This window comes from Frigoribacterium sp. CFBP9030 (genome assembly GCF_034045195.1).
GTDB lineage: Bacteria > Actinomycetota > Actinomycetes > Actinomycetales > Microbacteriaceae > Frigoribacterium.
Map to the genome: position 1 here is coordinate 251,980 of NZ_JAXCWG010000002.1, position 14,374 is coordinate 266,353.

Sequence of the window (14,374 nt, forward strand, 5' to 3'; positions counted from 1 at the left end):
TAGGTCTAGCGAACGAGTGATGGAGTGGATGTCTGGGGACGTTTCCGTCGGCGGCCACGAGACCTGAGTCTCGGACCAGCTATGAACGATACCAGACGAGAGGCCGGGAACGCAGGAGGCGCGGGTCAACCGGCCGCGCGCGCCGAGTATCGCCCGTCGCGCACCTCGACCTCGAGCGAGACGCCGAACGTCGCACCGAGCGTCTCGGCCGTGAGGACCTCGGCGAGCGGCCCGGCCGCGACGACCGAGCCGTGATCGAGGAGGAGCGCGTGGGTGAAACCGCGGGGCACCTCCTCGACGTGGTGCGTCACCATGACGATGGCAGGCGCGTCGTGCGACTGCGCGTACCCGGAGAGCATCTGGAGAAGCTCCTCACGGGCGCCGAGGTCGAGGCTCGCGGCGGGTTCGTCGAGCAGGAGGAGCTCGGGGTCGGTCATCACGGCCCGGGCGATCTGCACCCGCTTCTGCTCGCCGTCGCTCAGCTCGCCGAAGGTGCGATCCGCCAGGTGATCGAGGTTCCATTCGTCGAGGACGCGATGGGCACGGCGCACGTCGACGTTCTCGTACTCCTCGTTCCACCGGCCGGTCACCGAGTAGGCGGCGGTCAGGACGACGTCGACGACCTTCTCCTTCGGCGGGATCCGACGGGCGATCGTCGTCGACGCGAACCCGATGCGGGGGCGGAGGTCGAAGAGGTCGACGGAGCCGAGGTCTCCGCCGAGCACCTCGGCGGTGCCGGAGGACGGGTGCGACTGCGCCGCGGCGACCTGCAGCAGCGAGCTCTTGCCGGCGCCGTTGGGGCCGAGCACGACCCAGCGTTCGTCGGACTCGACACTCCAGCTGACGGTGTCGACGACGGCTTTGCCGCCCCGGACGATCGAGACATCGGACAGCTTCAGGACGGTAGGCATGACCCCAGCCTATCGACGGAGTCCGGCGTAGACCCCGAGGGTCCGCTCGGCGATCCGCGACCACGAGAACTCCGCCTCGGCGCGCATCCGGCCGGCTCGACCCATCAGCTTCGCGAGGCCCGGGTCTGACACGACGTCGGTGAGGATCCCGGCGAGGTCCCGGACGAAGCGATCGGGGTCGGTGGGCGTCCCCGTGCCGTCCTGCGCCTGGTCGAGGGGGACGACGCGCCCGGTGAGTCCGTCGGCGACGACCTCGGGGATGCCGCCGGTGCCCGAGCCGACGACGGGCACGCCGCAGGCCATGGCCTCGAGGTTCACGATGCCGAGCGGCTCGTAGATCGAGGGGCAGACGAAGGTCGTCGCCGAGGTGAGCACGGCGCTGAGCTCGTGCCGCGGGAGCACGCGATCGATCCAGACGACGCCGGTCCGCGCCTCCTGCAGCTCGTGCACGAGGGCCGTGACCTCGGCCATGATCTCGGGGGTGTCGGGGGCTCCGGCGCAGAGGACGAGCTGGACCTCGGGAGGCAGGAGGCGCGCGGCGCGGAGCAGATACGGCAGACCCTTCTGCCGCGTGATGCGACCGACGAAGACCACGGACGGGCGGTCGGGGTCGATGCCGAGCGACCGGACGACGTCGTCGTCGGTGACGGGGCGCCAGGCGTCGAGGTCGATCCCGTTGTAGACGACGCTGACCTTGCCCTCGTCGATGGTGGGGTACGACCGCAGGATGTCGCGGCGCATGCCCTCGCTCACCGCGATGACCGCATCGGCGGTCTCGTAGGCCTGACGCTCGATCCAGCTCGACACTCGGTAGCCGCCGCCGAGCTGCTCGGCCTTCCAGGGGCGGAGGGGCTCGAGGCTGTGAGCGGTCAGCACGTGCGGCACGTCGTGCAGCATCTGCGCCAGCTGGCCGGCCGCGTTGGCGTACCAGGTGTGGCTGTGCACGACGTCGGCACCGGCGACGTCCTGGGCGGCGAGGAGGTCGCTGCCGAGGGTCCGCAGAGTGGGATTCGCCGACGCGAGGGCGGGGATCTCGGGGTAGCCGGTCGTGCCCGGCTCGTCGTCGACGTCGCCGAGCGCGCGCACACGCACGTCTATCGACTCGCGCAGGGCCTTGACGAGCTCGACGACGTGGACGCCGGCGCCTCCGTAGACGTTCGGCGGATATTCCTTGGTGATGACATCGACTCGCACGAGAGTCACCGTAGTCGTGCCGCGACGAAACGTGCCATTCTGACCTCATGGCATCAAAGAAGATCTTCGGCATCGTCCTCGCCGGCGGCGAAGGCAAGCGACTCATGCCCCTGACGGCCGACCGGGCGAAGCCCGCCGTGCCGTTCGGCGGCAACTACCGTCTGGTGGACTTCGCCCTGTCGAATCTGATCAACTCGGGTCTCCGTCAGATCGTCGTGCTGACGCAGTACAAATCGCACAGCCTCGACCGGCATGTCTCGCAGACCTGGTCCATCGAGGGGCTCCTCGGGGCGTACGTCGCCTCCGTCCCCGCCCAGCAGCGTCTCGGCAAGCGGTGGTTCGCCGGCAGCGCCGACGCCATCCTGCAGAGCCTGAACCTCCTCCGCGACGAGAAGCCCGACATCGTCGTCGTCGTCGGGGCGGATCACGTCTACCGCATGGACTTCTCCCAGATGATCGAGGCGCACATCGCCTCGGGTGCCGGCGTCACGGTGGCGGCGATCCGCCAGCCCATCTCCCTCGCCGACCAGTTCGGCGTCATCGAGGTCGACTCCGACGACCCGACGCGCATCGGGCGCTTCCTCGAGAAGCCGAAGGACGCGGTCGGTCTGCCCGACTCCCCCGACGAGATCCTCGCGTCGATGGGCAACTACGTGTTCGACGCCGACGTCCTGATCGACGCGGTGCTGCGCGACGGCGAGAACGCCGACTCCGACCACGACATGGGCGGCGACATCGTCCCCGACTTCGTCTCGCGGGGCGACGCGGCCGTCTACGACCTGAACCGCAACGAGGTCCCCGGCTCGACGGAGCGCGACCGCTACTACTGGCGCGACGTCGGTACGATCGACTCGTTCTACGACGCGCACCGCGACCTGATCTCGGCGTTGCCGATCTTCAACCTTTACAACACCGACTGGCCCATCTTCAGTCAGCAGCTGAACTCGCCTCCGGCGAAGTTCGTGCGCGACGGGCACGGCAACCTCGGCACGACCATCGACTCCATCGTCTCGCTCGGCTCGCTCCTCTCCGGCGCGCACGTCGAACGCAGCGTGCTCGGGCCGTGGAGCACGCTCGACTCCGGCTCGAAGGTCATCGACTCGGTCGTGTTCGAGAGGGCGCACATCGGGCCGAACGCGACGGTGAACCGCGCGATCCTCGACAAGGACGTCGTCATCGCCGAGGGCGCGTCGGTCGGCGTCGACCACGAGGCCGACCGGGCCCGCGGTTTCACGGTGACCCCGTCCGGCATCACCGTCGTCGGCAAGGGCGTGCGGGTCGACCAGTAGGCGACGAGCACGCTGGCGGCACCCCTAGGCTGAGCGGGTGCCGCGCTTCCTGACCGTCCTCGACGTCGACTCCACGCTGATCCGCGACGAGGTCATCGACCTCCTCGCCGAGGCCGCGGGCTCGCGAGACGAGGTCGCCCGCATCACCGAGAGCGCGATGGCGGGCGAGCTCGACTTCGCCGAGAGCCTCGCCGCCCGCGTCAAGACGCTCGAGGGGCTGCCGGTCTCGGTCGTCGACGACGTCGTCGCCCGTGTGCGTCCGACTCCGGGCGCGGCCGAGCTCGTGGCCGGGTTGCACCGGCACGGCAGTCGTGTGGCCGTGGTGTCCGGCGGGTTCCACGAGACCCTCGACCCGCTGGCCGAGTCGCTCGGTCTCGACCGGTGGCGCGCGAACCGACTCGACGTCGCCTCCGGGCGGCTCACCGGCGAGACGACCGGGCCGATCGTCGACGCCGCGGTCAAGGCGGAGTGCCTGACGGCCTGGGCGACCGAGTTCGGCATCCCCCTCGGTCAGACGATCGCCGTCGGCGACGGGGCCAACGACCTCGAGATGATGCGCGCCGCGGGGCTATCGATCGCGTTCAACGCCAAGCCCCGGGTGCGGGCGCAGGCCGACCTCGTGGTGGCCGACCCGGAGCTCTCGCAGGTGCTCGCGGTCATGGGCCTGTCGGGCCGCTGACCAGCCGAGGAGGCGCGGTGCCGGTATCCGAGCCGCGCCTCCTCGGTCTCCGCTCCGGTCAGTGACCCATGCCGAGACCGCCGTCGACCGGGATGACCGCACCGGAGATGTACGCGGCGTCGTCGCCGGCCAGCCAGGTGATCGTGCGGGCGACCTCGGTCGCCGTCCCGTAACGCCCGGCGGGGATCGACTTCTTGTACTCGGCCTGCTTCTCGGGCGCCAGGACGGCTGTCATGTCGGTCTCGACGAAGCCGGGGGCGACGACGTTGGCCGTGATGCCCCGGGCGCCGACCTCGCGGGTGAGCGAGCGCGCGAAGCCGACGAGCGCGCTCTTCGACGCGGCGTAGTTCGCTTGACCGGCGCCGCCGTAGAGACCGACGACGCTCGAGACGAGCACGATGCGGCCGAAGCGCGCCTTGAGCATGTTCTTCGACGCGCGCTTGACGACGCGGAAGGCCCCGCCGAGGTTCGTGTCGACGACCGACGAGAAGTCCTCTTCCGTCATGCGCATCAACAGGACGTCCCTCGTGATTCCCGCGTTCGCGACGACGACCTCGACCGGGCCGAGCGCGGCCTCGACGGTCGTGAACGCCGCGTCGACCGATTCGGGGTCGGTCACGTCGGCGACGACGGTGAGGGAGCCCTCGGGGCCGGACCCGCTGCGGGCGGTGACGGCCACGCGGTGCCCGGCGGCGACGAACTCCTCGGCGATCGTGTAGCCGATGCCGCGGTTGCCTCCCGTGACGAGGACGGTACGGGGCGTGGTCATGGGAGTCTCCTCGGGGCGAGCTGAAGGGGGTGGTCCGCAGGCCGTTGATGCCCGGACCGCCCACCAGCCTACTGTCGGCTACAGGGCTTAAGATCGCTCGAGGCGCCCGCCCGAGACGCACACAGAGTCCGTGAGTGAATTGAAGACATCGCAACCGATCACCTCGCTACCGCCGTCGCCGGCCGACGATCGCCATGCCCGCATGATCCGCTACCTGGTGGCCATGGGCATCCGCATCGTCTGCATCGCGCTGTGCTTCGTGATCCCCCTCAGCTGGTGGACGCTGCTCCCCGTCGCGGGAGCCGTGCTCATCCCCTACTTCGCCGTGGTGCTCGTGAACGTGGGCCACGACCCCGGTCAGAACGTCGAGCGGCCCGGCGCAATCGAGACGTATCGTCAGCCCGAGCAGCCGTGGGCACCTCCCACCGCGACACCCAGCTGGCACGAGCCGAGCAGCGACGACGGATCCGAGCGGCGGGGCCGCGGAGGCACGGCCTGATGCTCGGTCTCGGTGATGTCGGGCCCGATCGCGTCCAGTGCTCGCGTGCCGGCTGCACCGCGGTGGCGACCCGGTCGGTCAACTGGCGGAACCCCAAGATCCACGGTCTCGAACGCGTCAAGGTCTGGTCGGCCTGCGACGAGCACGTCGACTATCTCAGCGACTTCCTCCTGGCGCGCGACTTCCCCGTCGTCGTCACGGCAGCGGGTGTGACCGTCGACTCTGTCGGAGCCGCGACGTGACCGGTTGGCGCGCGGTCCTCTCGAAGAAGTGGCTCGGATACCTCGGTGTGGTCGTGGCCTTCGCCCTGATCTGCGCCATGCTCGCCAACTGGCAGTGGAACCGGCACGAGGAGAAGATGGCGGTCGTCCATCAGCTCGAGCAGCGCTACGACGCGGCGCCCGTGTCTGTGGCGGAGGCTCTGCCGTCGCTCGACTCGTACGATGCGGCCGACGAGTGGCAGCCCGTCGAGATGACGGGTCGCTACCTGGTCGACGAGACCCTGCTCGTCCGCAACCGGCCGTACAACGGCCAGCCGGGGTTCGCCGTCCTCGTGCCGTTCCGCATCGACGGCGGCGACGTCTTCGTCGTCGACCGCGGCTGGGTGCCCACCGGCAACGACCAGGACGCCCCCGACGAGATCCCCGCGCCGCCGTCGGGCGAGGTGACCGTGACGGCGCGGCTCAAGCCCGGCGAGCCGGCGGTCGGCGATCGCACGGCGGTCGCGGGCACGAACCAGATCGCCACCATCCAGCTCAGCGAGGTGCAGAAGCAGGTCGACGGGGCCATCTACTCGGCCGCGTACGGCCAGCTCATGGCTGAGAGCCCGACGCCGGCGACGGCTCCCGTCAAGTACGCCGAACCCGAGATCGACACCGGTCTCAACCTGTCGTACTTCGTGCAGTGGATCATGTTCGCCGCAGGGGCGTTCCTGTTCCTCTTCTACGTGATCCGCCAGGAGCAGCGGAACACCCGGGCCGACGCCGAGGAGGCGCTGGAGGACGGCGACGACGAGCGAGCCGACGAACGACGCCGACGTCGCGCGGCCCGGCCGCGCCACGACGACGACGTCGAAGACGAGATCCTCGACGCCGTCGGTCGCTGACGCTCGCCCTCCCCCGTCGCGACGCTGCGGATCAGGCCAGGTTGATGAGCTCGCTGTAGTCGGGCGTCCAGTGGTCTTCGGTGCCCTCGGGCATGATGAGCACGCGTTCGGGATTCAGCGCCTCGACGGCGCCCTCGTCGTGACTGACCAGCACCACGGCGCCCTCGTAGTTGGCCAGGGCGTCGAGGATCTCGAGTCGGCTGGCGGGGTCGAGGTTGTTCGTGGGCTCGTCGAGCAGCAGGACGTTGGCGCCGGAGACGACGATCATCGCGAGGGCGAGTCGGGTCTTCTCTCCGCCCGAGAGCACCCCGGCCGGTTTCGCCGAGTCGTCTCCCGTGAAGAGGAACGAACCGAGCACGCGCCGCGCCTCCATCTCGGTGATGTTCGGCGAGGACGAGACCATGTTCTCGAGGACGCTGCGCTTGACGTCGATCGTCTCGTGCTCCTGGGCGTAATAGCCGACACGGAGACCGTGACCCGGCTCCAGCTGCCCGGTGTCGGGTTCGTCGACACCCGCGAGGATGCGCAGCAGCGTGGTCTTGCCCGCACCGTTCAACCCGAGGATGACCACCTTCGAGCCCCGGTCGATCGCGAGATCGACGGCGGTGAAGATCTCGAGCGAGCCGTAGCTCTTCGAGAGGTTCGAGGCCATCAGCGGGGTCTTGCCGCAGGCGACCGGTGTCGGGAACCGCAGCTTCGCCACACGGTCGACCGCGCGGACCTCGTCGAGGCCCGCGAGCAGCTTCTCGGCACGGGCGACCATCTGGTGGGCCGCGGCGGCCTTCGACGCCTTCGCGCCGAATCGAGCCGCCTGCTTCTGCAGCGCGCTCGCCTGCTTCTCGGCGTTCGAGCGCTCCTTCTTGCGGCGCTCCTCGTCGGCGGCGCGCTGGCGCTGGTAGTTGCGCCAACCCATGTTGTAGATGTCGATCGCCTGGCGGTTGGCGTCGAGGTAGAACACGCGGTTGACGACCTCCTCCACGAGCTCGATGTCGTGACTGATCACGATCACGCCGCCCTGGTACGTCTTGAGGTACTCGCGGAGCCAGACGACGGAGTCGGCGTCGAGGTGGTTCGTCGGCTCGTCGAGGATCATCGTGTCGGCCGCGGAGAAGAGGATGCGCGCCAGCTCGATGCGTCGACGCTGACCGCCCGAGAGGGTCGACAACGGCTGCTCGAGGATGCGGTCGGGCAGGCTGAGGTTGCTGGCGATCGATGCGGCCTCCGCCTCGGCCGCGTATCCGCCGAGCGCGTTGAAGCGATCGTCGAGATCGCCGTAGCGCTTCATGGCCCGGGCCGCGACCGCCGGGTCGTCGCTGCCCATCTCCATCGAGGCCTCCTGGATGCCCAGGAGGATCTGGCCGAGGCCGCGGGCGTCGAGGATGCGCGTGCGGGCGAGGTCCTCCGGGTTGCCGCTGCGAGGGTCTTGAGGGAGGTAGCCGATCTCGCCGGTCTTCTCGATGGAGCCCCCGGTCGGCAGGGTCTCGCCGGCCAGCGTCTTGGTCATGGTCGTCTTGCCGGCGCCGTTGCGACCGACCAGGCCGATCTTGTCGCCCTTGTCGACGCGGAACGTCACATCTTCCATCAGCAGGCGCGCGCCGACGCGAATCTCGAGGTCGTGCACGGAAAGCACAGCAGAAGTCCAATCGATTGGGGAGATGTCCACAACGCCGCCCGCCGTTGGGTCGCCCCTAAAATGATCACATCGTGTCGTGAGGGGCCGTGCGCATGGGCGTCGACCCGCCCTCAGGCCGATCAACCTACCCATTCTAGGAGACTGCATGACGAACGCCACCGCATCGACCTCACGACCGGTGCTCGCCGACCGGTTCGTGACCTCCAGCCGAGCGACCGATGCGGCTCTCGTGCTCGGTGGCGTCGCCGTCGTCTCGGTGCTCGCTCAGGTCCAGGTCCCCCTCTGGCCCGTGCCCGTCACCGGTCAGACGCTCGGGGTCATGCTCGTCGGTGCGAGCCTCGGCGCCCGCCGCGGTGCGCTCTCGCTGCTCACCTACCTCGTGCTGGGTGTGGCGGGGCTGCCGATCTTCGCCGAGTTCTCCGGTGGTCCGCTCAGCGTCCTGAAGCCGAGCTTCGGCTTCATCATCGGCTTCGTGCTCGCCGCCGGCCTCATTGGCTGGCTGTCCGAGCGCGACTGGGACAAGAAGTGGTTCCGTTCGGCGGCCGCGTTCTTCGCCGCGAGCCTCGTCCCCTTCGTCGTCGGACTCCCCTACCTGGCCGTCGTGCTCGGTCAGCTCGGATTCCCCGCCGACCTGCAGAGCGTGCTGGCCGCGGGCCTCTACCCGTTCATCGTCGGCGGCGTGGCCAAGTGGCTCATCGCCGCCGCAGCGCTGCCGGTGGCGTGGCGGGTGCTCGGACGACGCGACCGCTAGGAGGCGTCCTGCGGGGCGCGACCCGCGCCTCCTCGGAGGCACGTCGGGTTCTCCCCGGACGACGAAGAACCCCTGACCACCACAGTGGTCAGGGGTTCTTCGTCGTCGTCGTGGATCAGATCGAGAAGCCGATCGAGCGCATCATGTCTCGACCGTCGTCGGTGATCCGGTCGGGGCCCCACGGCGGCATCCACACCCAGTTGATGCGGAACGCGTCCACGACGCCGTCGAGGGCGTTCGCCGTGTCGCCCTCGATGACGTCGGTGAGAGGGCATCCGGCGGAGGTCAGCGTCATGCTGATGATGAGCGCGTTCTCGTGCTCTTCGTCCATGGCGAGGTCGTAGATCAGACCGAGGTCGACGATGTTGACACCCAGCTCGGGGTCCACGACCTCTTTCAGGGCCTCGGCGACCTCGTCGAACTTCTCGGGTGCCAGTGCGACGGCCATGGTCAGTTCACCGCCGCAGCGGCCTCGGCGGCGGCTGCGGTGACGTAACGGTCGTAGCCCTCGTCCTCGAGGCGGTCGGCGAGCTCGGGCCCGCCCTGCTCGGCGACGTGACCGTCGACGAAGACATGCACGAAGTCGGGCTTGATGTAGCGGAGGATGCGCGTGTAGTGCGTGATCATCAGCAGCCCGAGACCCGTGTTGGCCTTGGCCCGGTTGACACCCTCGGAGACGATCTTCAGAGCGTCGACGTCGAGACCGGAGTCGGTCTCGTCGAGTACCGCGAACTTGGGCTTGAGAAGCTCGAGCTGCATGATCTCGTGACGCTTCTTCTCGCCGCCGGAGAACCCCTCGTTGACGTTGCGCTCGGCGAACGACGGGTCCATCTTGAGGTCCGACATGTGCGTCCGCAGGTCCTTGACCCAGCTCCGGATTGCAGGCGCTTCGCCGTCCAGGGCGGTCTTGGCCGTGCGGAGGAAGTTCGCGACCGTGACGCCGGGGATCTCGACGGGGTACTGCATCGCGAGGAACAGACCGGCCTTGGCGCGCTCGTCGACGGTCATGTCGAGGACCTCACGGCCGTCGAGGAGGATGGAGCCGCCGTCGACGTTGTAGCGGGGGTGGCCGGCGATCGTGTAGGCGAGGGTGGACTTGCCGGAGCCGTTGGGCCCCATGACGGCGTGGATCTCGCCCTCGTTGATCGTCAGGTCGACGCCCTTGAGGATGGGCTTGACACCCTGATCGGTGTCGATGCTGACCTTGAGGTCTCGGATCTCGAGTGTGGACATGATGCGTTTTCCTTACTGTGCGACGCCCGCCGGCGAAGGCGTGGCACTGGTGTCGACGTAGACGTCGCCGTCGACGACGGAGACGGCGAAGACCGGGACGGGTTCGTAGGCGGGGAGGGTGAGCGGCTTGCCGGTCGTGAGCTCGAACTTGGAGCCGTGGGCCCAGCACTCGAGGGTGTCGTCCTCGACGAAACCCTCTGCCAGGGAGATGTCTCCGTGGGTGCAGGTGTCGCCGATCGCGTGGATCGTGCCGGCGCTGTCCTTCACGACGGCGATGGCGACCCCGTCGACGACGACGCGGAGCGCCTGTGACGGCGTGACGTCGTCGACTCCGCAGATCTTGACGCTCATCGGGTGACCGCCCGGGTTCCGGGAGCCGAGGTGAGCTCGACCTCGAGAGCCGCGATCAGACGATCCTGGAGCTCGGGCTCGCCGATCTTCTGGACGACCTCGCTGAGGAACCCGAGGACCACGAGGCGACGTGCCTCGTCTTCGGAGATGCCGCGCGACTGCAGGTAGAACAGGTGCTCGTCGTCGAAGCGACCCGTGGCGCTGGCGTGACCCGCGCCCTGGATGTCACCGGTCTCGATCTCGAGGTTGGGGATCGAGTCGGCCCGCGTGCCCTCGCTGAGCACGAGGTTGCGGTTCTGCTCGTAGCTGTCGGTGCCCGGTGCGGTGCGCCCGATCAGGACGTCGCCGATCCAGACCGTCCGGGCGCCCTCGCCCTGGAGCGCGCCCTTGTAGTTGACCCGGCTTCGCGAATTCGGCGCGTCGTGGTTCACGTACACCTGCTGCTCGAGGTGCTGGCCCGAGTCGGCGAAGTACACACCGTAGAGCTCGGTGTCGGCGCCCTGGCCGGCGAGATGCGCCGACGGGTTGACCCGCACGATGGACCCGCCGAGGCTGACGACGAAGTGCTTCAACTGCGCGTCGCGCCCGATCGTGGCAAAGTGACTGGCGAGGTGCTCCGCGTCGTCGTCCCACTCCTGGAGCGTCACCACGGTGAGGTGGGCGCCGTCGTCGACCACGATCTCGACGTTCTCGACGAGTCGCGCCGAGCCCGTGTTCCGCAGAACGACGAGAGAGGTCGTGTGGGCGGCGGCGTGGATGACGGTGTGACCGGCGCGCGGTTCGCGGTCGAGCCCCGAGCGACCGATGGTCACCGTGGAGGGCTCCTCGCCGGTCAGTTCGACCAGGAGGACCTTCTCGACGCTCGCCCAGGCGTTCGCCGAGGCCTTGTCTTCGGGGGTTCCGGCGGTGCCGACCCGTGCATGGGACGCGTCGACCCAGTCGACCGTCGCCCCGCCCGTCTCGCGGGCGAGATAGGCGTAGGGGGAACCGTCGAGAGGACCGTCGATGAGGGGACGGAGGCGCGCGACCGGACTGAGCTTCCAGTCCACCTCGCGACCGGTCACGTCGGGGAAGGCCGCGGGATCGGTCGACGAGAAGCGACCTGACCGGGTCTGGACCGGTACGAGACCCCATCCGCCGTCGGTGTGGGCTCCGGCGCCGTGCTGGACGCGTTCGGAGGTGCTGCTGTCTGTGGTGGTGGGTGCTGCGGCAGACATCTAGCCGACGGATCCTTCCATGCTCATCTCGATGAGCTTGTTGAGTTCGAGCGCGTACTCCATGGGCAGCTCTCGGGCGATGGGCTCGATGAAGCCGCGCACGATCATCGCCATGGCCTCGTCTTCGGCCATGCCGCGCGACATCAGGTAGAAGAGCTGCTCTTCGCTGACCCGCGACACGGTCGCCTCGTGACCGAGCTGGACGTCGTCGACGCGGATGTCGATGGCAGGGTACGTGTCGGATCGGGAGATTGTGTCGACCAGCAGAGCGTCGCAGCGGACGGTGTTCGCCGAGTGGTGCGCGGACGGGTCTACGCGGATCTCGCCGCGGTAGCCGGCGCGGCCGCCTCCACGGGCGATGGACTTCGACACGATGGAGGACGTCGTGTACGGCGCCATGTGGACCATCTTCGCGCCGGCGTCCTGGTGCTGGCCGGGGCCCGCGAAGGCGACGGAGAGGGTCTCGCCCTTGGCGTGCTCGCCCACCAGGTAGATGGACGGGTACTTCATCGTGACCTTGGACCCGATGTTGCCGTCGATCCACTCCATCGTCGCTCCCTCGTGAGCGATGGCGCGCTTGGTGACCAGGTTGTACACGTTGTTCGACCAGTTCTGGATCGTCGTGTAGCGGACGCGGGCGTTCTTCTTGACGACGATCTCGACGACCGCCGAGTGCAGCGAGTCGGACTTGTAGATGGGAGCCGTGCAGCCCTCGATGTAGTGCACGTAGCTGTCCTCGTCGGCGATGATCAGCGTGCGCTCGAACTGACCCATGTTCTCCGTGTTGATACGGAAGTAGGCCTGCAGGGGGATCTCGACGTGGACGCCCTTGGGGACGTAGACGAAGGACCCGCCCGACCAGACGGAGGTGTTGAGCGCCGCGAACTTGTTGTCGCCGGCCGGGATCACGGTCCCGAAGTACTCCTGGAAGAGCTCGGGGTGCTCGCGCAGGGCCGTGTCGGTGTCCATGAAGATGACACCCTGCTGCTCGAGGTCCTCGCGGATCTGGTGGTAGACCACCTCGGACTCGTACTGCGCGGCGACACCGGCCACGAGACGGTTGCGTTCCGCTTCGGGGATCCCGAGCTTCTCGTAGGTGTTCTTGATGTCGTCCGGGAGGTCGTCCCAGGTGGTCGCCTGCTTCTCGGTGGAGCGGACGAAGTACTTGATGTTGTCGAAGTCGATGCCGGAGAGGTCTGCTCCCCAGGTCGGCATCGGCTTCTTCTCGAAGAGGGCGAGCCCCTTGAGGCGGTTCTTGAGCATCCACTCGGGCTCGTTCTTGAGCGCCGAGATGTCCGAGACGACCTCGGGTGACACGCCGCGCCGCGCCGATGCGCCCGCCGCGTCGGAGTCGGCCCAGCCGAACTCGTACTGGCCCAGGCCTGCGAGCTCTGGTCGATCGATCAACACGTCTGACATCTCTAACCTCTTCCTTCTGCCGGAGCGAACACGGGGAGACGGATGACCATTCCCACGCCCTTCCTGCGAGCGGGCCCCGTCGGGATCCGCTCTTGTTGTGGCTCAGCCACTCGCGACGCGAGGCGACCACACCGGCGGCCGTCACCCGCACCTCTACGACCTTATTCACGGTCGGATGACAGGTGCGCGTTGCCTAGACTCGTTCTTCGTAGGGCGGCCAAGCCGCCGTACTCACATCGGTCCGAGCAGACCATGTGCGTCGACGTCGACGCCATACCGGGTTGTGTTCCTGAACCCGTTGATTCTACAGGTCGAAGCGCCGAAAGCGACGAAAGGCAGCAGTTCGTGAGCAACACACAGGTGGGTCCGGTCGGAATGCTGTCGCGCGTCAGGTCGTGGCTGCCGACGACGGTCGACCGACGGGTCCGCATCATCGCCTGGGCGTCGTTCGCCTGCCAGGTCCTCCTGATCGGCACAGGAGGCGCGGTCCGGCTCACCGGGTCGGGTCTCGGCTGCCCCACGTGGCCGCGGTGCACGCCCGAGTCGTTTGTCAGCACCCCCGAGATGGGGATCCACGGCGTCATCGAGTTCGGCAACCGTCTGCTCACCTTCGTGCTCACGATCGTCGTGATACTCGCGTTCCTGGCCGTCATCCGGATGCGCGCCGTCCGACGCGACCTCTTCGTCCTGACGCTCGTCCAGGGTCTCGGCATCCCGTTCCAGGCGGCTCTGGGCGGTGTCACGGTGCTGACGGGTCTCAACCCCTACATCGTGGGTGCGCACTTCGTCGTGTCGATCTTCCTCGTCGCGCTGACGACCGTGCTCCTCTGGCGCGTCTTCAAGGGACCACGCGGGGCGTACGCGGCGACGTCGAGCGGCTACGCCCGACTCGTGCACGTCGCGGCGGCCGTCGTCGGCGTCACGGTGATCGTCGGCATCCTCACCACGGGATCCGGTCCGCATGCCGGCGACGCCGCCACACCTCGCAACGGACTCGACCCGGCCGTCATGGATCACGTCCACAGCTGGCCGGCCTACGCCACGCTCGCCCTGACCATCGCGATCGTGGTGTGGACCATCAGGGCCGGTCTCCCCCGGCGGTTCCCCGTCCTCCTGCTGGGCGTCGAACTCGTCCAGATCGCCGTCGGCATCACCCAGGCCCGCACCGGTCTTCCGCCCGTGCTGGTCGGAAGCCACATGGTGCTGTCGGCGCTGCTCGTGGCCGCCATGACCGCGGTCGTCCTGTCTCTCAAGAACGACCAGGCGCCCGACGAGATCGACGCTCCGATGGAACGGGACGTCGCGCGGATCTGATCTGCTCTCG

Annotated in this window: 16 protein-coding genes; 7 read left to right on the plus strand and 9 right to left on the minus strand. The window is 68.5% G+C overall.

Annotated elements, in window-relative coordinates; translation table 11 throughout:
• Positions 1-125 precede the first annotated feature (125 nt).
• Both SOM13_RS03375 and glgA read right to left on the minus strand, forming a co-directional pair.
• A complete protein-coding gene (locus SOM13_RS03375) occupies positions 126-911 on the minus strand; it encodes an ABC transporter ATP-binding protein (protein WP_243213446.1) in 786 nt (261 codons plus the stop codon).
• Between the two features lie 9 nt (positions 912-920).
• Entirely contained in the window at positions 921-2,105 is a 1,185-nt protein-coding gene (gene glgA / locus SOM13_RS03380) for a glycogen synthase (protein ID WP_320478912.1), read from the minus strand.
• 47 nt (positions 2,106-2,152) lie between these two features.
• Between glgA and SOM13_RS03385 the strand changes: the two genes are divergently transcribed.
• Both SOM13_RS03385 and serB read left to right on the plus strand, forming a co-directional pair.
• A complete protein-coding gene (locus SOM13_RS03385; protein ID WP_243213442.1) occupies positions 2,153-3,394 on the plus strand; it encodes a glucose-1-phosphate adenylyltransferase in 1,242 nt (413 codons plus the stop codon).
• A 37-nt stretch (positions 3,395-3,431) separates the two neighbouring features.
• Positions 3,432-4,073 (plus strand): phosphoserine phosphatase SerB, encoded by a 642-nt coding sequence (gene serB / locus SOM13_RS03390; RefSeq protein WP_192060372.1) that lies wholly within the window; start codon positions 3,432-3,434, stop codon positions 4,071-4,073.
• 58 nt (positions 4,074-4,131) lie between these two features.
• Here the strand turns inward: serB and fabG are convergent, their stop codons facing one another.
• A complete protein-coding gene (gene fabG / locus SOM13_RS03395) occupies positions 4,132-4,842 on the minus strand; it encodes a 3-oxoacyl-ACP reductase FabG (protein ID WP_192060371.1) in 711 nt (236 codons plus the stop codon).
• A 130-nt stretch (positions 4,843-4,972) separates the two neighbouring features.
• Here fabG and SOM13_RS03400 point away from each other — a divergent pair, with 130 nt between their 5' ends.
• The 3 genes from SOM13_RS03400 to SOM13_RS03410 are packed head-to-tail and all read left to right on the plus strand — an operon-like array spanning position 4,973 to position 6,446.
• Positions 4,973-5,341 carry a DUF3099 domain-containing protein gene (locus SOM13_RS03400; RefSeq protein ID WP_308196137.1) on the plus strand — a complete coding sequence of 123 codons (369 nt, stop codon included), beginning with the start codon at positions 4,973-4,975 and terminating at the stop codon, positions 5,339-5,341.
• Positions 5,341-5,583 carry a hypothetical protein gene (locus tag SOM13_RS03405; RefSeq protein ID WP_243213438.1) on the plus strand — a complete coding sequence of 81 codons (243 nt, stop codon included), beginning with the start codon at positions 5,341-5,343 and terminating at the stop codon, positions 5,581-5,583. The genes SOM13_RS03400 and SOM13_RS03405 overlap by 1 nt, the downstream gene beginning before the upstream one ends.
• Complete coding sequence (locus SOM13_RS03410; protein ID WP_192060369.1) at positions 5,580-6,446, plus strand: SURF1 family protein; 867 nt, start codon at positions 5,580-5,582, stop codon at positions 6,444-6,446. Before SOM13_RS03405 ends, SOM13_RS03410 begins: the two co-directional genes overlap by 4 nt.
• Before the next feature lie 31 nt (positions 6,447-6,477).
• Here SOM13_RS03410 and SOM13_RS03415 read toward each other — a convergent pair whose 3' ends face one another.
• A complete protein-coding gene (locus SOM13_RS03415) occupies positions 6,478-8,076 on the minus strand; it encodes an ABC-F family ATP-binding cassette domain-containing protein (protein WP_192060368.1) in 1,599 nt (532 codons plus the stop codon).
• Positions 8,077-8,224: 148 nt separating this feature from the next.
• On the opposite strand from SOM13_RS03415, the gene SOM13_RS03420 reads away from it, so the two are divergent.
• A complete protein-coding gene (locus tag SOM13_RS03420; RefSeq protein ID WP_192060367.1) occupies positions 8,225-8,830 on the plus strand; it encodes a biotin transporter BioY in 606 nt (201 codons plus the stop codon).
• A 115-nt stretch (positions 8,831-8,945) separates the two neighbouring features.
• Here the strand turns inward: SOM13_RS03420 and SOM13_RS03425 are convergent, their stop codons facing one another.
• From SOM13_RS03425 to sufB, 5 genes are read right to left on the minus strand one after another with little or no spacing between them, the layout of a single operon-like run.
• Positions 8,946-9,278 (minus strand): metal-sulfur cluster assembly factor, encoded by a 333-nt coding sequence (locus SOM13_RS03425; RefSeq protein ID WP_192060366.1) that lies wholly within the window; start codon positions 9,276-9,278, stop codon positions 8,946-8,948.
• Between the two features lie 2 nt (positions 9,279-9,280).
• The gene (sufC, locus tag SOM13_RS03430) at positions 9,281-10,063 is read right to left on the minus strand and encodes a Fe-S cluster assembly ATPase SufC (protein ID WP_243213432.1); all 783 of its coding nucleotides are present in this window, start codon (positions 10,061-10,063) and stop codon (positions 9,281-9,283) included.
• A 12-nt stretch (positions 10,064-10,075) separates the two neighbouring features.
• Complete coding sequence (locus SOM13_RS03435) at positions 10,076-10,414, minus strand: non-heme iron oxygenase ferredoxin subunit (RefSeq protein ID WP_192060364.1); 339 nt, start codon at positions 10,412-10,414, stop codon at positions 10,076-10,078.
• On the minus strand, positions 10,411-11,631 hold the full coding sequence (sufD, locus tag SOM13_RS03440) for a Fe-S cluster assembly protein SufD (RefSeq protein ID WP_320478913.1): 1,221 nt from the start codon (positions 11,629-11,631) through the stop codon (positions 10,411-10,413). The genes SOM13_RS03435 and sufD overlap by 4 nt, the downstream gene beginning before the upstream one ends.
• Complete coding sequence (gene sufB / locus SOM13_RS03445; RefSeq protein ID WP_192060362.1) at positions 11,632-13,050, minus strand: Fe-S cluster assembly protein SufB; 1,419 nt, start codon at positions 13,048-13,050, stop codon at positions 11,632-11,634. It abuts the gene before it with no gap.
• 375 nt (positions 13,051-13,425) lie between these two features.
• Here sufB and SOM13_RS03450 point away from each other — a divergent pair, with 375 nt between their 5' ends.
• On the plus strand, positions 13,426-14,364 hold the full coding sequence (locus SOM13_RS03450; RefSeq protein ID WP_414655508.1) for a COX15/CtaA family protein: 939 nt from the start codon (positions 13,426-13,428) through the stop codon (positions 14,362-14,364).
• Positions 14,365-14,374: the final 10 nt, after the last annotated feature.

Excerpts from the sequence above, each read along its gene's own strand:
- SOM13_RS03375 (WP_243213446.1), bottom strand. The coding sequence starts at position 911 with ATGCCTACCGTCCTGAAGCTGTCCGATGTCTCGATCGTCCGGGGCGGC.
- SOM13_RS03385 (WP_243213442.1), top strand. The coding sequence starts at position 2,153 with ATGGCATCAAAGAAGATCTTCGGCATCGTCCTCGCCGGCGGCGAAGGC.
- fabG (WP_192060371.1), bottom strand. The coding sequence starts at position 4,842 with ATGACCACGCCCCGTACCGTCCTCGTCACGGGAGGCAACCGCGGCATC.
- SOM13_RS03405 (WP_243213438.1), top strand. The coding sequence starts at position 5,341 with ATGCTCGGTCTCGGTGATGTCGGGCCCGATCGCGTCCAGTGCTCGCGT.
- SOM13_RS03420 (WP_192060367.1), top strand. The coding sequence starts at position 8,225 with ATGACGAACGCCACCGCATCGACCTCACGACCGGTGCTCGCCGACCGG.
- SOM13_RS03425 (WP_192060366.1), bottom strand. The coding sequence starts at position 9,278 with ATGGCCGTCGCACTGGCACCCGAGAAGTTCGACGAGGTCGCCGAGGCC.
- sufC (WP_243213432.1), bottom strand. The coding sequence starts at position 10,063 with ATGTCCACACTCGAGATCCGAGACCTCAAGGTCAGCATCGACACCGAT.
- SOM13_RS03435 (WP_192060364.1), bottom strand. The coding sequence starts at position 10,414 with ATGAGCGTCAAGATCTGCGGAGTCGACGACGTCACGCCGTCACAGGCG.
- sufD (WP_320478913.1), bottom strand. The coding sequence starts at position 11,631 with ATGTCTGCCGCAGCACCCACCACCACAGACAGCAGCACCTCCGAACGC.
- sufB (WP_192060362.1), bottom strand. The coding sequence starts at position 13,050 with ATGTCAGACGTGTTGATCGATCGACCAGAGCTCGCAGGCCTGGGCCAG.
- SOM13_RS03450 (WP_414655508.1), top strand. The coding sequence starts at position 13,426 with ATGCTGTCGCGCGTCAGGTCGTGGCTGCCGACGACGGTCGACCGACGG.